The following is a 14097-nucleotide window of genomic DNA, read 5'->3' on the forward strand; positions in this document are numbered from 1 at the left end:
ATGAACAATAGAAAAATTCTGGGATATGGGTATTATATTCCAAAGAATATGATTACCAACCATGATTTGGAAAAAATAGTCGATACAAGCGATGATTGGATAAAAAGCAGGTCGGGTATCGAAACGAGATACATAAGCAGTGATGAAAATACAAGCGATATATCATATAATGCTGCTATAAAAGCAATAGATGACGCAGGTATCAAAAATGAAGATATCGACCTAGTCATTTGTTCAACCTGTACTCCCGACAATCTGACCCCGTCTACTGCTTGCTTGATACAAGAAAAGCTGGGACTTAACGATAAACACGTTATGGCTTTCGATATAAGTGCTGCATGCAGCGGCTTTTTATATGCAATGCAGGTTGCGAGTATGATGCTCATGGAGTATAAATGTGCTCTTATAATCGGTGCTGAAACACTTAGTAAAGTAATAGACTGGAGCGACAGGAATACTTGTGTACTCTTCGGAGACGGTGCGGGTGCAGTAATCATGAAAAGAGAAAACATTAACAAAAACATGTTTTTCTATGCAAACAGCGAAGGGGACAATGAAGGTAAACTTAGGATAAAGGGACCAAGCTTAAAAGAGCCTTTAAAGAATGAACTAAGAGAAATAGGCCATATCGAAATGGCGGGAAACGATGTTTTTCGTTTTGCCGTAAGAGCAATGAGTGAAGCTTTAATCAAAGTTCTTGAGAAGGCTGATAAGACAATAGACGATATTGACTTATTTATTCCTCATCAGGCTAATTACAGGATCATAAAACATGTTATCAGAAAACTTAAAATAGACGAAAGCAAATTATATATAAATCTAAATAATTACGGAAATACTTCGGCTGCAAGTGTTGCTATCGCTTTAGCTGAAGCAAAGGAAAAAGGACTAATAAAAGAAGGAGCAAAAATTGTTTTAATAGGATTTGGAGCAGGGTTTACTTATGCTTCGGGTTATATTGAAATATAGTAGAAAAGTTATGGTAATGTTAAATAAAATGCTAGGTATAAAATATCCGATTATTCAAGGTGCTATGGCAAATATTGCTACAGCAGAATTTGCGGCATGCGTAAGTAATGCGGGAGGACTTGGAATTATCGGAACAGGTGCTATGACATGTGTTCAGGCAAAAGAAGAAATCAAAAAATGCAAAAGCTTGACCTATAAGCCGTTCGGAGTCAACGTAATGATGATGAACCCCGAAACCGAAGAAATAATGAATATGTTATGTGAGGAAAAGGTTTCCGTAGTAACTACGGGAGCAGGAAATCCCGGTAAATATGTTGAAGCTCTTAAAAAATCAGGGGCTAAAGTTTTTCCCATTTCTCCGAGCGTAGCACTTGCAAAAAGGCTTGCAAGAGCGGGTGTCGATGCTATAATCGTTGAAGGCGGAGAGTCCGGAGGACACGTAGGCGAACAGACCACTATGGCTCTCGTTCCACAAATCGTAGATGCGGTCGATGTTCCGGTTATAGCCGCAGGAGGAATTGCCGACGGAAGAGGTTTCAATGCAGCACTTTCTCTCGGTGCTATAGGTGTTCAAGTGGGGACTTGTCTGTTGGTGTCTGAGGAATGTCCGATACATGAAAATTATAAGGCTGCAGTTTTAAAAGCAAAGGATACAGATACTATCGTTACGGGAAAAAGCTTAAATGCTCCCGTAAGGGTACTTAAAAACAAAATGAGCAAGGAGTACATAAAGCTCGAAACTTCTCTTGCAAACAGAGAAGAACTTGAAAAACTTACCCTTGGTGGTCTTAGAAAAGCTGTTTTTGAAGGCGATATGGTTACGGGTTCCGTAATGATGGGACAGATTGCCGGAATGTGTAAAGAGATTATGCCTATGAAGGATATACTTAAAAATATAATGGACTCTTCAAAGAGAGAACTTGAAATATTAATTGAAAAACATAAGGAGTTAGAATGTTAAAAGAAGTAAGAATTAAAGATAAAGTACTCAGCGTTCCTATCATTCAAGGCGGAATGGGCGTTGGCGTATCTTTATCTTCACTTGCAGGAAGTGTTATGAAAGAAGGAGCGATGGGGGTTATAAGTGCCGCTCATCCCGGATACAGAAAGCCTGACTTTAACAAAAATTCTCTAAAATGCAATATAGAAGCAATAATTGAAGAAGCAAAAAAAGCAAGAGAAATAAGCGGAGGCAACGGGCTTTTAGGAGTAAATATCATGGTAGCCAGCAAGGGCTACGCAGAATATGTAAAAGCTGCCGTTAAAGCTAAGGTCGACGCTATTATATCGGGTGCCGGTCTTCCCCTTGATTTACCGAAGCTTGTGGAAGATAAGAGTATTTTGCTTGCACCTATAGTATCAAGCGGCAGAGCCATTAGACTGATACTTAAAAGGTGGAGCAAAAGGCATAGCGTAATCCCCGATTTTGTTGTTATCGAAGGGAGCGAAGCCGGCGGACATCTTGGATTTAAAAAGGAAGATTTGGAGAATGGTACATGCGAAAGTCTAGATAAGATTTTTGAAGATGTTAAAAATGAACTTGCACCTTTTGAAGAAGAGTACAACAAAAATGTCCCTGTCTTTGTTGCGGGAGGTATTTATACCGGAAGCGATATCGCTCACTTTATAAAAAAGGGTGCCGACGGAGTACAAATGGGTACGAGATTTATTGCTACGAAAGAATGTGATGCTTCACAGGAATTCAAAGATATGGTTATAAATGCAAAAAAAGAAGATATATCTATCGTTAAAAGCCCTACGGGTTTTCCGGGTAGAGGAATTATGAATTCTTTTATGCAGAAGGTTGAAAACAGAGGAAATATTTGTATGTCTTCTTGTTATAACTGTTTATCCCTTTGTGATCCAAGCGATACTCCTTACTGCATTTCTCAGGCTCTTATTCAGTCTGTAAAAGGAAATGTGGATAACGGACTTATATTTGTAGGCAGCAATGCTTCAAGAGTGGATAAGATGACAACAGTACATGAACTCATTAAGGAATTGGTCGACGGTGCCAACGAAGAATTGAAGGAGAATGAATAGATGAAAATAGGATTTTTATTTGCCGGTCAGGGAACTCAATCTGTAGGCATGGGAAAAGAATTATATGATACATATTCCGAAGCAAAAGAAGTTTTTGATAGTGTTAAACTTGATTATGACGTAAAAGAACTTTGTTTTAACGGACCTAAAGAGACTCTTGACGATACTGCGTATTCTCAAAGTGCTATACTTACCACGTCTATGGCTATAGCAAATGTAGTTAAATCTAAGGGAATTGATCCGGATTATGTATGCGGACTCTCCCTAGGAGAATATTCAGCTCTTTGTTATGCGGGAGCTTTTAGCGTAAATGAAGCCGCGAATATCGTTAGAAAGCGTGGACAGATAATGGCAAACGCTCTTCCTAAAGGAACCTCTAAAATGGTAGCGGTAATGAACTTCGATAAAGATATAATCAAGGAAACCTGCGAGGAAGTAAAGTCTGAAGGTGTATGCGAAATAGCAAATTATAATTCTCCCGCACAGATAGTCATAACAGGGGAAGTTAAAGCTGTGGATAAAGCCTGTGAAATCCTTAAAGAAAAAGGAGCCAGAAGGCTCATTCCTTTAAACGTAAGCGGAGCTTTTCATTCTTCTCTTTTGGAAGAAGCTTCAATGGAACTTAATGAAGTTTTGGGTAAATATGAAATAAATAAGCCTAGTATACCCGTTTTATATAATGTAACGGGAGGAGAGTACGATGGAGATATAAAAGAAATTTTAACAAAACAAATCAAATCCAGCGTATACTTTATGCAAATGGTTGAATACATGATAGATAAAGATGTTGAAGCTTTTGTTGAAATAGGTCCGGGTAAGGTGCTTAAAGGATTTGTAAGGAAAATAAACAAAAATATCCCTGTATACAGTGTAGAGGATAATAAATCACTTGAAGAAATGATAGGAGCGTTGAAATAATGGATAGTAAAACTGCTGTTGTAACGGGAGCGGGCAGGGGTATCGGAAGAGCCATTGCCATAGCTCTTGCCAAAGACGGATATAATGTAGTAATCAATTATAACGGAAGCAAAGAAAAAGCAGAGAAAGTTGCTTTGGAATGCAGAGAGCATGGTGTTAGTGCAATTACCGTAAAAGCAAATGTATCTGACTTTAGTGAAAGCGAAGAGCTTATAAAGAAAGCGATAGAAGAATTTGGAAGTATAGATGTGCTTGTCAATAATTCCGGTATTACAAGGGACAACTTGCTTCTCAGAATGAAAGAGAAAGATTTTGACAGTGTAATAGATGTAAATTTAAAGGGAACATTTAATACCATAAAACATGCAACCAGACAAATGATGAAACAAAAAAGCGGTTCTATAATCAATATGTCAAGCGTAGTAGGTATTTCCGGAAATGCGGGACAGGCAAATTATTCCGCAAGTAAAGCTGGTGTGATAGGTCTTACAAAGTCTGTTGCGAGAGAACTTGCTTCAAGAGGGATAAGAGTGAATGCAATAGCTCCCGGATTTATCGAAAGCGATATGACTGATGAATTGAATGATAAAGCAAAAGATGAAATATTAAAGGGTATTCCGCTCAAGTCTATAGGAAAAGGCGAAGATGTTGCTAATTTGGCGGTGTTCTTATCCGGAGATAAAAGCAGGTATATAACCGGTCAGGTTATAAATGTAGACGGCGGAATGGTAATGTAGGAGGCATGATGAAAAGAAGAGTAGTGATTAGTGGACTTGGAGCTGTTTCTCCAATCGGTAATGATGTTGATACGATGTGGGACTCTATAAAAGAGGGAAAATGCGGTATCGATGAAATTACTCATTTTGATACGAGTGAATACAGAGTTAAACTTGCTGCGGAAGTCAAAGACTTGGATATGGAAAAATATCTGAAGAAAAGAGAAATTAAATTTAACGACAGATTTACCACATTTGCCCGTATTGCTGCAATGCAGGCAATGAATGACAGTAATATAGACCTTAAAAATGTAGATAAAAATCGTTTCGGAGTTATAATAGCCAGCGGTATCGGCGGTATCGAAACCATAGAAAATGCACAGATGAATATGGAAAAGAGAGGTCCAAGTAAGGTTTCTCCTTATTTTATTCCTATGTGTCTTATTAATCTTGCGGCAGGAAACGTTGCTATCGACTTCGGTCTTAAAGGGCATTGTTCTTCGACCGTTACGGCATGTGCCGCAGCCAGCAATGCGATAGGCGAAGCTTTTCATAAGATAAGAGACGGATATGAAGATTTGATGCTTGCCGGAGGAAGCGAAGCTTCCATAACTCCTCTTGCAATGGCGGGATTTATGTCAATGAGAGCACTTCATGAAGGCGATGATAAAAACAGAGCAAGCATACCTTTCGACAAAGACAGAAGCGGTTTTGTAATGGGGGAAGGTGCGGGAGTACTTTTATTGGAAGAATACGAACATGCGAAAAAAAGAGGAGCTAAAATCTATGCGGAAATCGTAGGCTACGGTGCCACATGTGACGCACATCATGTAACTGCTCCTATTGATGACGGAAGCGGCGGAGCAAGAGCAATGGCAAGTGCCATTGAGGATGCAAGCATTAACGCTTCCGATGTAGATTACATAAACGCCCATGGAACGAGTACACCTTTGAATGATAAAACCGAAACCATGGCGGTCAAATCCGCATTTGGAAATCATGCTAAAGAACTTAAGATATCTTCTACAAAGTCCAACACAGGTCACCTTCTTGGTGCTTCAGGAGCAATCGAAGCTATAATTTCTATAAAAGCCATAGAAAATAGCTTTATTCCTCCTACGATAAATTATAAAAACCAAGATGAAGACTGTGATTTGAATGTTGTTCCGAACAAGGGGCTAAACGAAGAAGTAAATTATGCAATGAGTAACTCTTTAGGGTTCGGCGGACATAATGCTTCATTAATATTTAAGAAGGCGGACAAATAAAATGATTTATAATTCCAATGATATTCAAAAAATCATACCTCACAGATATCCTTTTCTGCTTGTAGATACTATAGAAGAAATAACAGATGATACTGTCATTATAGGTAAGAAGTGCGTCAGCGCCAATGAAATGCAGTTTATGGGACATTTCCCTGAAAAGCATGTGATGCCGGGAGTCTTGATGATCGAAGCTTTGGCTCAAACTGGTGCGGTCTTACTGTTATCTAAAGAAGAAAACAAAGGTAAGATTGCGGTCCTTGCGGGAGTAAATAAAATACGTTTTAAAAGACAAGTTATCCCGGGAGATACATTGACTTTAAAAGTGGAACTTACCAAGATGAAAGCGGGCATAGGCTTTGCAAATGCTACGGCTCTTGTGGGGGATGAAATTGCCGTTAAAGGGGAAATAATGTTTGCGGTAGAAAAATAAGAAGGAAGAATGGTCTTTCTTCTTTTTTTATTGTTTAAAGTTATCTTGATAATTATTTTATTAAGTTATATAATGAAAACTATGAAAGAGAAAAAAGTAAAAGTAATCAAAAAGCATAAAAAAGACAAAAGCAGTTTAAAAAAGAATATTTTATTATATATACTTCTCGGTGTATTCAGTGTTACGCTTTTATTTTCGGTGTATAAAATTTACACCATAACATCTGCGTATAATCAAGGGACAAATACATATCAGAGTATAAAAAACGAAGCAAAGAAATCGGAAAGAGAAATAGATTTTGATAAATTAAAGAGTATCAACCCCGATGTTATAGGATGGTTGTATTCCAAAGATACTATGATCGATTATCCGGTAGTCCAAGGTAGCGATAATGATTATTATTTATCTCATTTATTTGATAACACTCAAAATTCCAGCGGTTCGGTTTTTATGGATTATACGAAGAATAAGAACTTCAAGAGTAAAAATACGATCCTCTATGCTCACAACATGAAGAACGGAAGTATGTTTGCAGGTCTTATGGGATATAAGGATCCAGAGTATTATAATTCTCATAAAACATTAGAACTTTACACCCCAAATCAAAATTATGAGATAGAAGTTGTTTATGGATTTGTAATAGACGCATATAAGTGGGATGACAATAAATTTGTGCTGGATGAAAATGTTGAGGATTTACTCCTTCATGCAAAATCAAACACAACATTCAACAGCGGAAAAACCATAAGAGACAGTGATAAAATTATAACCCTTTCTACGTGTTCCTATGAAATGGAAGAGGGAAGATATGTTTTGATAGGTAAACTAATCAAGAAATAAAAAACGACCTTTATAGGCGTTTTTTTATAATTCATTTTCATTTATTACTTTAATATTGTTTTCTTTTAAAATACTTGCTGTAATACCTTTTCCTTTTATTAAAGTACCGCTGAAGTTTCCGTCATAAATCTCATTATTACCGCACGATGGGGAATTTGCTTTAAGTATCGCAAATCTAACATTATTTTCTTTTGCTATTCTTAAAATTTCTAAAGCTCCGAGTTCGAATTCTTTTGTTACATCATCTCCGCTTTTCGTTAATACTTTACCGTTTTTTATTTCGCAAGGTTCCCTGGGAGTCATAAGTCCTCCAAGCTGTTCAGGGCATACCATAATCAAATTGAATTTTTCTCTTAGTTCATCAATTATTGTATCGTTGATTTTATTGTTTCCTCCGCTGTATTTGCAGTTCTCTCCGAGAAGACAAGCGGAAATCAAAATATTATCTTTATTCATTATTACCTCTAAATTAAAAATAAGAAGCGTCACCACTTCTTATCTTAAGTATAATTAATTTAATAATTCTCTTGCTACTTCATTAACGACTTTGCCGTCTGTTTTTCCTTTTACTTTCGGCATAACTTCGCTCATGATTTTGCCCATATCTTTGACTGTTTTCGCACCTACTTTATCAATAGCTTCTTTTACTATTTCTTTGACTTCCTCTTTTGAAAGCTGTTTAGGTAAGTACTTCATCAAAACATCAAGCTCAGCTTTAGTCTCTTCAACTAGGTCATCTCTTCCTGCTTTTACAAATTCGTTCAAAGAGTCTCTTCTTTGTTTGACTTGTTTTGCTACTACGTCAAGAATTTCCGTATCATCCAATTCTTTCTTCGTATCTTTTTCGATTTGTAATATCGCAGCTCTGACCATTGTAACAGTAGATTTTGCTATATTGTCTTTTTCTTTCATGGCTTTTTTTAAATCGCCAAGTAAAGTTTCTTTAAGTGACATACAAAACACTTCCTAATTATCTTTTATTTTTTTTCTTTCTGGCTGCTTCAGCTTTTTTCTTTCTTTTAACACTTGGCTTTTCATAGTGCTCTCTTTTTCTGATTTCAGACATAACACCTGCCATAGCTGTTTTTTTCTTAAATCTTTTTAAAGCGCTCTCTAGTGATTCGCCTTCTCTTAATCTTACTTCTGACATTCTTCAACCCTCCCCTCTAACCGTGGGTTATCACGTTTGTAAGTAGCATAAATTATTATAAAAAAATAAGCGGGATATGTCAATAAGATTTGGTCGTTCTTTTGAAAAAAACAAGTATTAATGGCTTTATAGCCCCTAAAACGAAAATATCTTATCTGACTTAATCCTATTTAAGAAATTTTATCATTTAAATAAAATATAATTAATAAATTATAATGTTATAAATGATTTAATGATTGTAACATTTATTATTTATAAAAAAATTTCTTTTACTGTAATCTTTCGATTACTCTCTTTGTAAATTCTTTTGTACCGAGATTTCCTCCAAGGTCTTTTGTTAGATATTTACCTTCTTTTATCAGACCTTCTATTGCGTTTTCGATTTTCTTGGCTTCTTTTTCATAACCTATGTAATTAAGCATTTTCGCGCCTGCTAAAATACATGCGGTAGGATTTGCAATATCTTTTCCCGCAATATCCGGTGCAGAACCGTGAACTGCTTCGAATATCGCTCCGTCTTTTCCTATATTAGAGCCTGTTGTAAGTCCGAGTCCTCCTATCAAACCCGCACATAAATCGCTTACGATATCTCCGAAAAGATTTGTAGCTAATAGTACATCATATTTTTCAGGGTACATAACCAGATTCATACATGCCGCATCTATTATCAAGTCGTTTAATTCGATTTCCGGATAATCTTTATGTACTTCGTTAACCGCATCTAAGAATACCCTGTCAGTAAGTTTGCATATGTTTGCTTTGTGAAGAGCTGTCACCATTTTTCTGCTTTCTCTTCTTGCAAGTTCGAAAGCATACTTTGCAATCCTTTTGCTTGCTTCTTTTGTAATCAGTCTTGTCGTTTCCGCACCGCCTTCGATTTCCTTTTCGATCCCTGCATAAAGTCCTTCTGTATTTTCTCTTATTATTACAAGATCGATATCTTCATAGCGATTTTTAAGACCTTCATAAGTTTTGACCGGTCTTACGTTTGCATATAGATTAAGTTCTTTTCTCAAAGTCACATTTACGCTTCTAAATCCCTTGCCTACAGGAGTTGTAACCGGACCTTTAAGAGCTACTTTATTTTTCTTTATACTGTCTATTACTTTTTTAGGAAGAGGCTCCCCGTATTTTTCTACTGCTTCCAGTCCCGCAATCTCTTCTTCAAAATTTATATCGGCTCCTGTTGCCTTTATTACTTCGACCGCACTTGACATTACTTCCTTACCAATGCCGTCGCCATAAATTAATGTTACGTTTTTCATTATTGTTCTCCTTTTTTCAGATTAAGTTCAATTATACTTTACTTAAGAAAAATACTCAATAGATATAAATTCTAAATTTTCAAAATATTTGATAATCTTTTGTAATTTGCGCTGTAATTATTTGACAATAGTAACGTTTGTATAGTAAAATTATAAAAGGTAATTAAGTTTATAGGAAAATTATAAATTAAAATTTCAAAATAAAAGATTTTGTTGTATCGAATTGTTAGATTTTATTAAAAGGTTATATCCTTTTGTAAAACTGTTTTATTTGGAATATATTGATAATTCAAAATAAAGTTCGTTTAAAATATATTTTAAGGAGGAGTATATGGATTATAAACTACTGATCACTGATTTGGACGGGACTATGCTAAACAGCAAAAGTGAAATCAGTAAAAAAAATACTTGAAGCAGTTCATGAGCTTCAGCAAAGAGGAAAATTTATAAGCGTTGGCAGCGGCAGATTATATGTAGACGCGATAAAATTTGCCAGACAGCTGGGATGTCAGAATAACTTCAATATCGCAAACGGAGGTCTTACTATTTTCAAGGAGGGCGAAGAAGAAGTGGTCGCTCATTTTGAAGAAAATTTCTATAAGAGGATAGTCGATATACTCAGATATAATAATATTCCTTTTGTGGTTATGACAAGTAAGTATTCCGGTGCGTTTTATGATGAGTCGAGTAAAGAATTTGTACATAAATGTAAATCAATAAACCAGGATACCTTAATAGATTTTGTCGAAACCGATGTAAGAGAGCTTAAAAATGTATTTAAGATAAGTTCATCATATAAGAATGTCGATCATATATTCCTGCATAGAGAAATGGAAAGACTTCACAGTGATATTAGAGCGGATATTGCCGGGGAATATTTTATCGATTTATCTCCGAGAGGCGTATCAAAATGGAGCGGAGCTTTAAGGATAGCAAAGGAAATGGGTATATCCACGAAAGAAATCATTGCTGTCGGGGACCAGGAGAACGATATGCAGATAGTCGGTAATGTAGGTCTTGGTATCGCAATGAAGAATGCGGTGGACAAACTTAAAAATGTAGCCGATGTAGTTCTTCCGTACACAAATGACGAGGACGGATTATATCATTTGATCCACGAATATATGCTTTAAGAAATTAAATCCTATCAAAGGAAATTTAAATATATTTAAAATATACACAAACATTGAGGAGAGCATAATGAAATATAAATTGATTGTTATGGATGTTGATAATACTCTGCTTTGTACCGATAAGAGTGTTTCAAAAAAGAATTTAGAGGCTATAAAAAAATGTAAAGATAAAGGGATAATGGTGTCTCTTGCAAGCGGCAGACCTGCTCTAGATGTGCTTCATTATGCCAAAATGATAGGTATAGAAGATAACTACCATATTTCGGATAATGGTGCGGGGATATTTAAAGGCAACGACAGAAAAATAATAAAGACTTTTAATCATGATTTTTATATTGATTTGGTGGATAAACTTAGGGCAAAAGGTATCGAATGCGGAGTATTTTCCAGTGAAAATCTTGATTTTGTATATGAAAATGGAAGCGAAAGCATAGGCAAAAGCATTGAAATTTATTTTCCGGTAACTAAAACAAAATTGGGAAATATCAAAGATATAAAAGGTGTATATAAAATAAGTACTTACTTTAAAGATGACAAAGAATATGAATTTGTCAAGGGGCTTGAAAAAGAAAATGAAATGAGCGGAGTTATCCCCGATCCCAATTACTTTGATATGATGCCATATGAAATCACCAAGATAAAGGGAACCGAGGCGATTGCAAAGGAACTTGGTATTTCCATGGATGAGGTCATCGTAATGGGAGATCAGGAAAATGATTATACGAATATAAAAGGTGCTGGACTTGGTATTGCAGTAGCCAATGCGACAGATGATGTCAAAGAAATCGCAGATGTGGTTTTAGAACAAAGCTGTGATGAAGATGCTGTTGCATATGTAGTAGATAAATATATATTGGGGGAATAGACTTTGAAGTATGAGCTTTTAGTAACGGACTTGGATGATACGCTTTTGAAAGATGACGGAACGATATCCGATAAAAATAAAAAGGCACTAAGAACTTTAATCGAAAATGGCGGTAAAGTTGCCCTTGCAAGCGGAAGAGCAGCTCCTACGATGGTGGATGTAATAAAGATGGTCGGACTAACAGACCAAAAACATTTGGCTCACAACGGACTTAGTATCTTTAATATAGACGGATATGAAAAAATTTCAGGCTTTTTGCCAAAAAATGAAATTATAAGGATCCTTGATTTATTAAAGGAAAATAATATAGAAGCGAATGTGTTTACGCCTAAGGGGATATATCATAACCATAGTTTTGAATTGGCAAAAGTCATGGATAAATATATCAAAGGTTATCCATTAATAGATGTTGATTATACACCTTATGATGTCGAAGGTATATTTTTGATTTATGGAATTATAAATAACGAAGAAGAAAGAGCATTGATGCGTTCTTGGTCAAATGATGTGATAGAAACGGGAGAAGGGAACGGTTTTGTCATATTTTCATTAAGAGGCGAAGGCAAGTATAAAGGAGCAAAGAGACTGTCGGAGGAATTTGGTATAGACGAGAGCAAAATAGTTTGTGTCGGAGACGGCGGAAATGACCTACAAATGCTCAGGGAAGCACCTCTTGGAATAGCGGTAAAGAATGCCGTAGAGGAAGCTAAAGAGGCTGCAAAAATAGTAATAGATAAAACCAATGAAGAAGATGCTATCAGCTATGTTATAGAAAAATATTTTTTAGGAGAAAAATTATGATAAAATTATTGGCTGTGGATTTAGACCATACACTTCTGAGAGACGGAAATATTATTTCAAAAGAAGATAAAGAGGCTATTAAAGCTTTGGAAGCTACGGGCGTTAAAATAGTACTTGATTCGGGTAGAAGCGAACCTACTATGAAGGATATGATTTATGAACTCGGACTTGAAAAGTATAAACATGTTGGAGTAAACGGAGCTCTTATAATGGATTATACAAGTAAGAATAAATTCGTAGAGGCTATTGACCGTGATACATATGTGGCTTTAATAGAAAGGCTCAGAAAGGAAAACAGAGAATTTTTCTGTTATTGTGACGGGGGACTTATGTATGAGCATGTAGATAAATTAAGACCTCAGGTGGAATATTTCCATTCAAGTAAAGCTCTTATTAAGGGCGATGTAATGTCTATTCCTGAATGTCCCAGAGTAAACACATATTACGGTGACGAAGAAGAGCTTAAATATGTAAGAAGTATCTGTCCTGAAGGATTATATTCAACTGCCAACAGCGGTATACTGGATTATATGCCAATAGGGCTCAATAAATTTTCCGGACTCAAACCTATACTTGAAGATTATGGGATATTGCCTGAAGAAGTGGCTTGTATTGGGGATCAGGAAAGCGATATCGACATGTTTAAAGCCTGCGGTATGTCTTTTGCGGTAAGTAACTGCGATGACTTTGCGAGAGAAGCAGCGGATATCGTACTTCCGAGAAGTCACAATGAGAATGGTGTTGCGTATGCAATTTATAAATATTTGTTAAAAGATGAAGAAAAATTAAAAGAAATATAGTAGAAAAATATATCTGAATTATATATAATAGCCATAGCTTTATGCTGTGGCTATAAGAATTTAACGGAGGATAAAATGATAAAATTATTTTCAGTAGATTTAGATGATACATTTTTAGATAAAAACGATAATATGTCAAAGGAAAATATCAATGCCGTAAGAGACCTTGTTGATGCGGGAGTAAAAGTAGTATTAAACTCGGGAAGAACGGAAGTTCTTATGAGAGAGCATATACATGATTTGGGGCTTGAAGATTTTAAACATGTCGCAATAAACGGAGCTTTGATACTTGATGTCAAAGGAGAAAATAAACTGATTTCTTACTTTGATAAAAATTCATACGAAAATTTCATAAAAGAGCTGAGAGCTGAAAACAGAGGGTTCTTCTGTTATCATGAAAATGGGATTATGTATGAAAATGCAGACGAGAAATTAATGCGTCATATAGAAAGATTTCATACCTTAAAGAAAGCCTGTGAAGGCGATACTCTCTCTTTGGATAAATGCTGCAGAGTTGCAGTTGTAAGGGAAAATGAGGAAGATGTACCTCATTTGAGAGCTCTTGCCCCTAAAGGAGTATATACCACTGCAAGACCTTACGGAGAGTGTGTAAGTTATATGCCGAATGGTTTAAATAAAGCAAACGGACTTAAAGTAATCATGGATGAATATGGAATAACAGCAGATGAGGTTGCAAGTATCGGCGATCAGGAAGTAGATACGTATATGTTTGATATTTCAAAGTATGGGATTGCAGTTAAAAACAGCGATGATAAAACAAAAGAAGCCGCTGATATAGTTCTTCCGAGGACCAATAATGAAAATGCATTTGCATATGCTGCATATAAATATATTTTAAAAGATGAAGATAAATTGAAACATGTATAATTAAATTTAGA

General features: G+C 35.8%; 17 protein-coding genes. 13 read left to right on the forward strand and 4 right to left on the reverse strand.

The window, feature by feature from the left end:
- From ANASTE_RS09795 to srtB, 8 genes are all read left to right on the forward strand, one after another.
- Complete coding sequence (locus ANASTE_RS09795; RefSeq protein WP_007050860.1) at nt 1-969, forward strand: beta-ketoacyl-ACP synthase III; 969 nt, start codon at nt 1-3, stop codon at nt 967-969.
- Nucleotides 944-1930: a DUF561 domain-containing protein gene (locus ANASTE_RS09800; RefSeq protein ID WP_007050861.1), complete on the forward strand. Its 987-nt coding sequence runs from the start codon at nt 944-946 to the stop codon at nt 1928-1930. The genes ANASTE_RS09795 and ANASTE_RS09800 overlap by 26 nt, the downstream gene beginning before the upstream one ends.
- The gene (locus ANASTE_RS09805; RefSeq protein WP_007050862.1) at nt 1924-3012 is read left to right on the forward strand and encodes an NAD(P)H-dependent flavin oxidoreductase; all 1089 of its coding nucleotides are present in this window, start codon (nt 1924-1926) and stop codon (nt 3010-3012) included. The genes ANASTE_RS09800 and ANASTE_RS09805 overlap by 7 nt, the downstream gene beginning before the upstream one ends.
- A complete protein-coding gene (fabD, locus tag ANASTE_RS09810; protein WP_007050863.1) occupies nt 3013-3930 on the forward strand; it encodes an ACP S-malonyltransferase in 918 nt (305 codons plus the stop codon).
- Nucleotides 3927-4667 carry a 3-oxoacyl-[acyl-carrier-protein] reductase gene (fabG, locus tag ANASTE_RS09815; RefSeq protein WP_341271240.1) on the forward strand — a complete coding sequence of 247 codons (741 nt, stop codon included), beginning with the start codon at nt 3927-3929 and terminating at the stop codon, nt 4665-4667. Before fabD ends, fabG begins: the two co-directional genes overlap by 4 nt.
- Before the next feature lie 8 nt (nt 4668-4675).
- Nucleotides 4676-5914 (forward strand): beta-ketoacyl-ACP synthase II, encoded by a 1239-nt coding sequence (gene fabF, locus ANASTE_RS09820; protein ID WP_007050865.1) that lies wholly within the window; start codon nt 4676-4678, stop codon nt 5912-5914.
- A 4-nt stretch (nt 5915-5918) separates the two neighbouring features.
- The gene (gene fabZ / locus ANASTE_RS09825; RefSeq protein ID WP_198004122.1) at nt 5919-6344 is read left to right on the forward strand and encodes a 3-hydroxyacyl-ACP dehydratase FabZ; all 426 of its coding nucleotides are present in this window, start codon (nt 5919-5921) and stop codon (nt 6342-6344) included.
- Between the two features lie 72 nt (nt 6345-6416).
- A complete protein-coding gene (srtB, locus tag ANASTE_RS09830; protein ID WP_198004111.1) occupies nt 6417-7184 on the forward strand; it encodes a class B sortase in 768 nt (255 codons plus the stop codon).
- Between the two features lie 24 nt (nt 7185-7208).
- Here srtB and ANASTE_RS09835 read toward each other — a convergent pair whose 3' ends face one another.
- The 4 genes from ANASTE_RS09835 to ANASTE_RS09850 form a co-directional block, all read right to left on the reverse strand.
- Nucleotides 7209-7640, reverse strand: a complete 432-nt coding sequence (locus tag ANASTE_RS09835) for a 2-thiouracil desulfurase family protein (RefSeq protein ID WP_039945563.1) — start codon at nt 7638-7640, stop codon at nt 7209-7211.
- Nucleotides 7641-7694: 54 nt separating this feature from the next.
- A complete protein-coding gene (locus tag ANASTE_RS09840; RefSeq protein WP_007050869.1) occupies nt 7695-8138 on the reverse strand; it encodes a GatB/YqeY domain-containing protein in 444 nt (147 codons plus the stop codon).
- Nucleotides 8139-8154: 16 nt separating this feature from the next.
- Nucleotides 8155-8334, reverse strand: coding sequence for a 30S ribosomal protein S21 (gene rpsU, locus ANASTE_RS09845; RefSeq protein ID WP_007050870.1), 180 nt, complete (start codon nt 8332-8334; stop codon nt 8155-8157).
- Between the two features lie 269 nt (nt 8335-8603).
- Entirely contained in the window at nt 8604-9599 is a 996-nt protein-coding gene (locus ANASTE_RS09850) for an isocitrate/isopropylmalate dehydrogenase family protein (RefSeq protein WP_007050871.1), read from the reverse strand.
- Between the two features lie 386 nt (nt 9600-9985).
- Between ANASTE_RS09850 and ANASTE_RS11545 the strand changes: the two genes are divergently transcribed.
- The 5 genes from ANASTE_RS11545 to ANASTE_RS09875 all read left to right on the forward strand — a co-directional run bounded on the left by ANASTE_RS11545 (nt 9986) and on the right by ANASTE_RS09875 (nt 14086).
- The gene (locus ANASTE_RS11545) at nt 9986-10732 is read left to right on the forward strand and encodes an HAD-IIB family hydrolase (RefSeq protein WP_007050872.1); all 747 of its coding nucleotides are present in this window, start codon (nt 9986-9988) and stop codon (nt 10730-10732) included.
- Nucleotides 10733-10799: 67 nt separating this feature from the next.
- A complete protein-coding gene (locus tag ANASTE_RS09860; RefSeq protein WP_007050873.1) occupies nt 10800-11597 on the forward strand; it encodes a Cof-type HAD-IIB family hydrolase in 798 nt (265 codons plus the stop codon).
- Nucleotides 11598-11600: 3 nt separating this feature from the next.
- The gene (locus tag ANASTE_RS09865) at nt 11601-12398 is read left to right on the forward strand and encodes an HAD hydrolase family protein (protein WP_007050874.1); all 798 of its coding nucleotides are present in this window, start codon (nt 11601-11603) and stop codon (nt 12396-12398) included.
- Nucleotides 12395-13198, forward strand: a complete 804-nt coding sequence (locus ANASTE_RS09870; protein WP_007050875.1) for an HAD family hydrolase — start codon at nt 12395-12397, stop codon at nt 13196-13198. Before ANASTE_RS09865 ends, ANASTE_RS09870 begins: the two co-directional genes overlap by 4 nt.
- 75 nt (nt 13199-13273) lie before the next feature.
- On the forward strand, nt 13274-14086 hold the full coding sequence (locus tag ANASTE_RS09875; RefSeq protein WP_007050876.1) for an HAD-IIB family hydrolase: 813 nt from the start codon (nt 13274-13276) through the stop codon (nt 14084-14086).
- The last annotated feature ends 11 nt before the right edge of the window (nt 14087-14097 follow it).

The sequence above is a fragment of the Anaerofustis stercorihominis DSM 17244 genome, assembly GCF_000154825.1.
GTDB lineage: Bacteria > Bacillota > Clostridia > Eubacteriales > Anaerofustaceae > Anaerofustis > Anaerofustis stercorihominis.

Coding starts and splice junctions, on each gene's coding strand:
- ANASTE_RS09795 (WP_007050860.1), top strand. CDS start 1: ATGAACAATAGAAAAATTCTGGGATATGGGTATTATATTCCAAAGAAT.
- ANASTE_RS09800 (WP_007050861.1), top strand. CDS start 944: ATGCTTCGGGTTATATTGAAATATAGTAGAAAAGTTATGGTAATGTTA.
- ANASTE_RS09805 (WP_007050862.1), top strand. CDS start 1,924: ATGTTAAAAGAAGTAAGAATTAAAGATAAAGTACTCAGCGTTCCTATC.
- fabD (WP_007050863.1), top strand. CDS start 3,013: ATGAAAATAGGATTTTTATTTGCCGGTCAGGGAACTCAATCTGTAGGC.
- fabF (WP_007050865.1), top strand. CDS start 4,676: ATGAAAAGAAGAGTAGTGATTAGTGGACTTGGAGCTGTTTCTCCAATC.
- srtB (WP_198004111.1), top strand. CDS start 6,417: ATGAAAACTATGAAAGAGAAAAAAGTAAAAGTAATCAAAAAGCATAAA.
- ANASTE_RS09835 (WP_039945563.1), bottom strand. CDS start 7,640: ATGAATAAAGATAATATTTTGATTTCCGCTTGTCTTCTCGGAGAGAAC.
- ANASTE_RS09840 (WP_007050869.1), bottom strand. CDS start 8,138: ATGTCACTTAAAGAAACTTTACTTGGCGATTTAAAAAAAGCCATGAAA.
- rpsU (WP_007050870.1), bottom strand. CDS start 8,334: ATGTCAGAAGTAAGATTAAGAGAAGGCGAATCACTAGAGAGCGCTTTA.
- ANASTE_RS09850 (WP_007050871.1), bottom strand. CDS start 9,599: ATGAAAAACGTAACATTAATTTATGGCGACGGCATTGGTAAGGAAGTA.
- ANASTE_RS09860 (WP_007050873.1), top strand. CDS start 10,800: ATGAAATATAAATTGATTGTTATGGATGTTGATAATACTCTGCTTTGT.
- ANASTE_RS09870 (WP_007050875.1), top strand. CDS start 12,395: ATGATAAAATTATTGGCTGTGGATTTAGACCATACACTTCTGAGAGAC.
- ANASTE_RS09875 (WP_007050876.1), top strand. CDS start 13,274: ATGATAAAATTATTTTCAGTAGATTTAGATGATACATTTTTAGATAAA.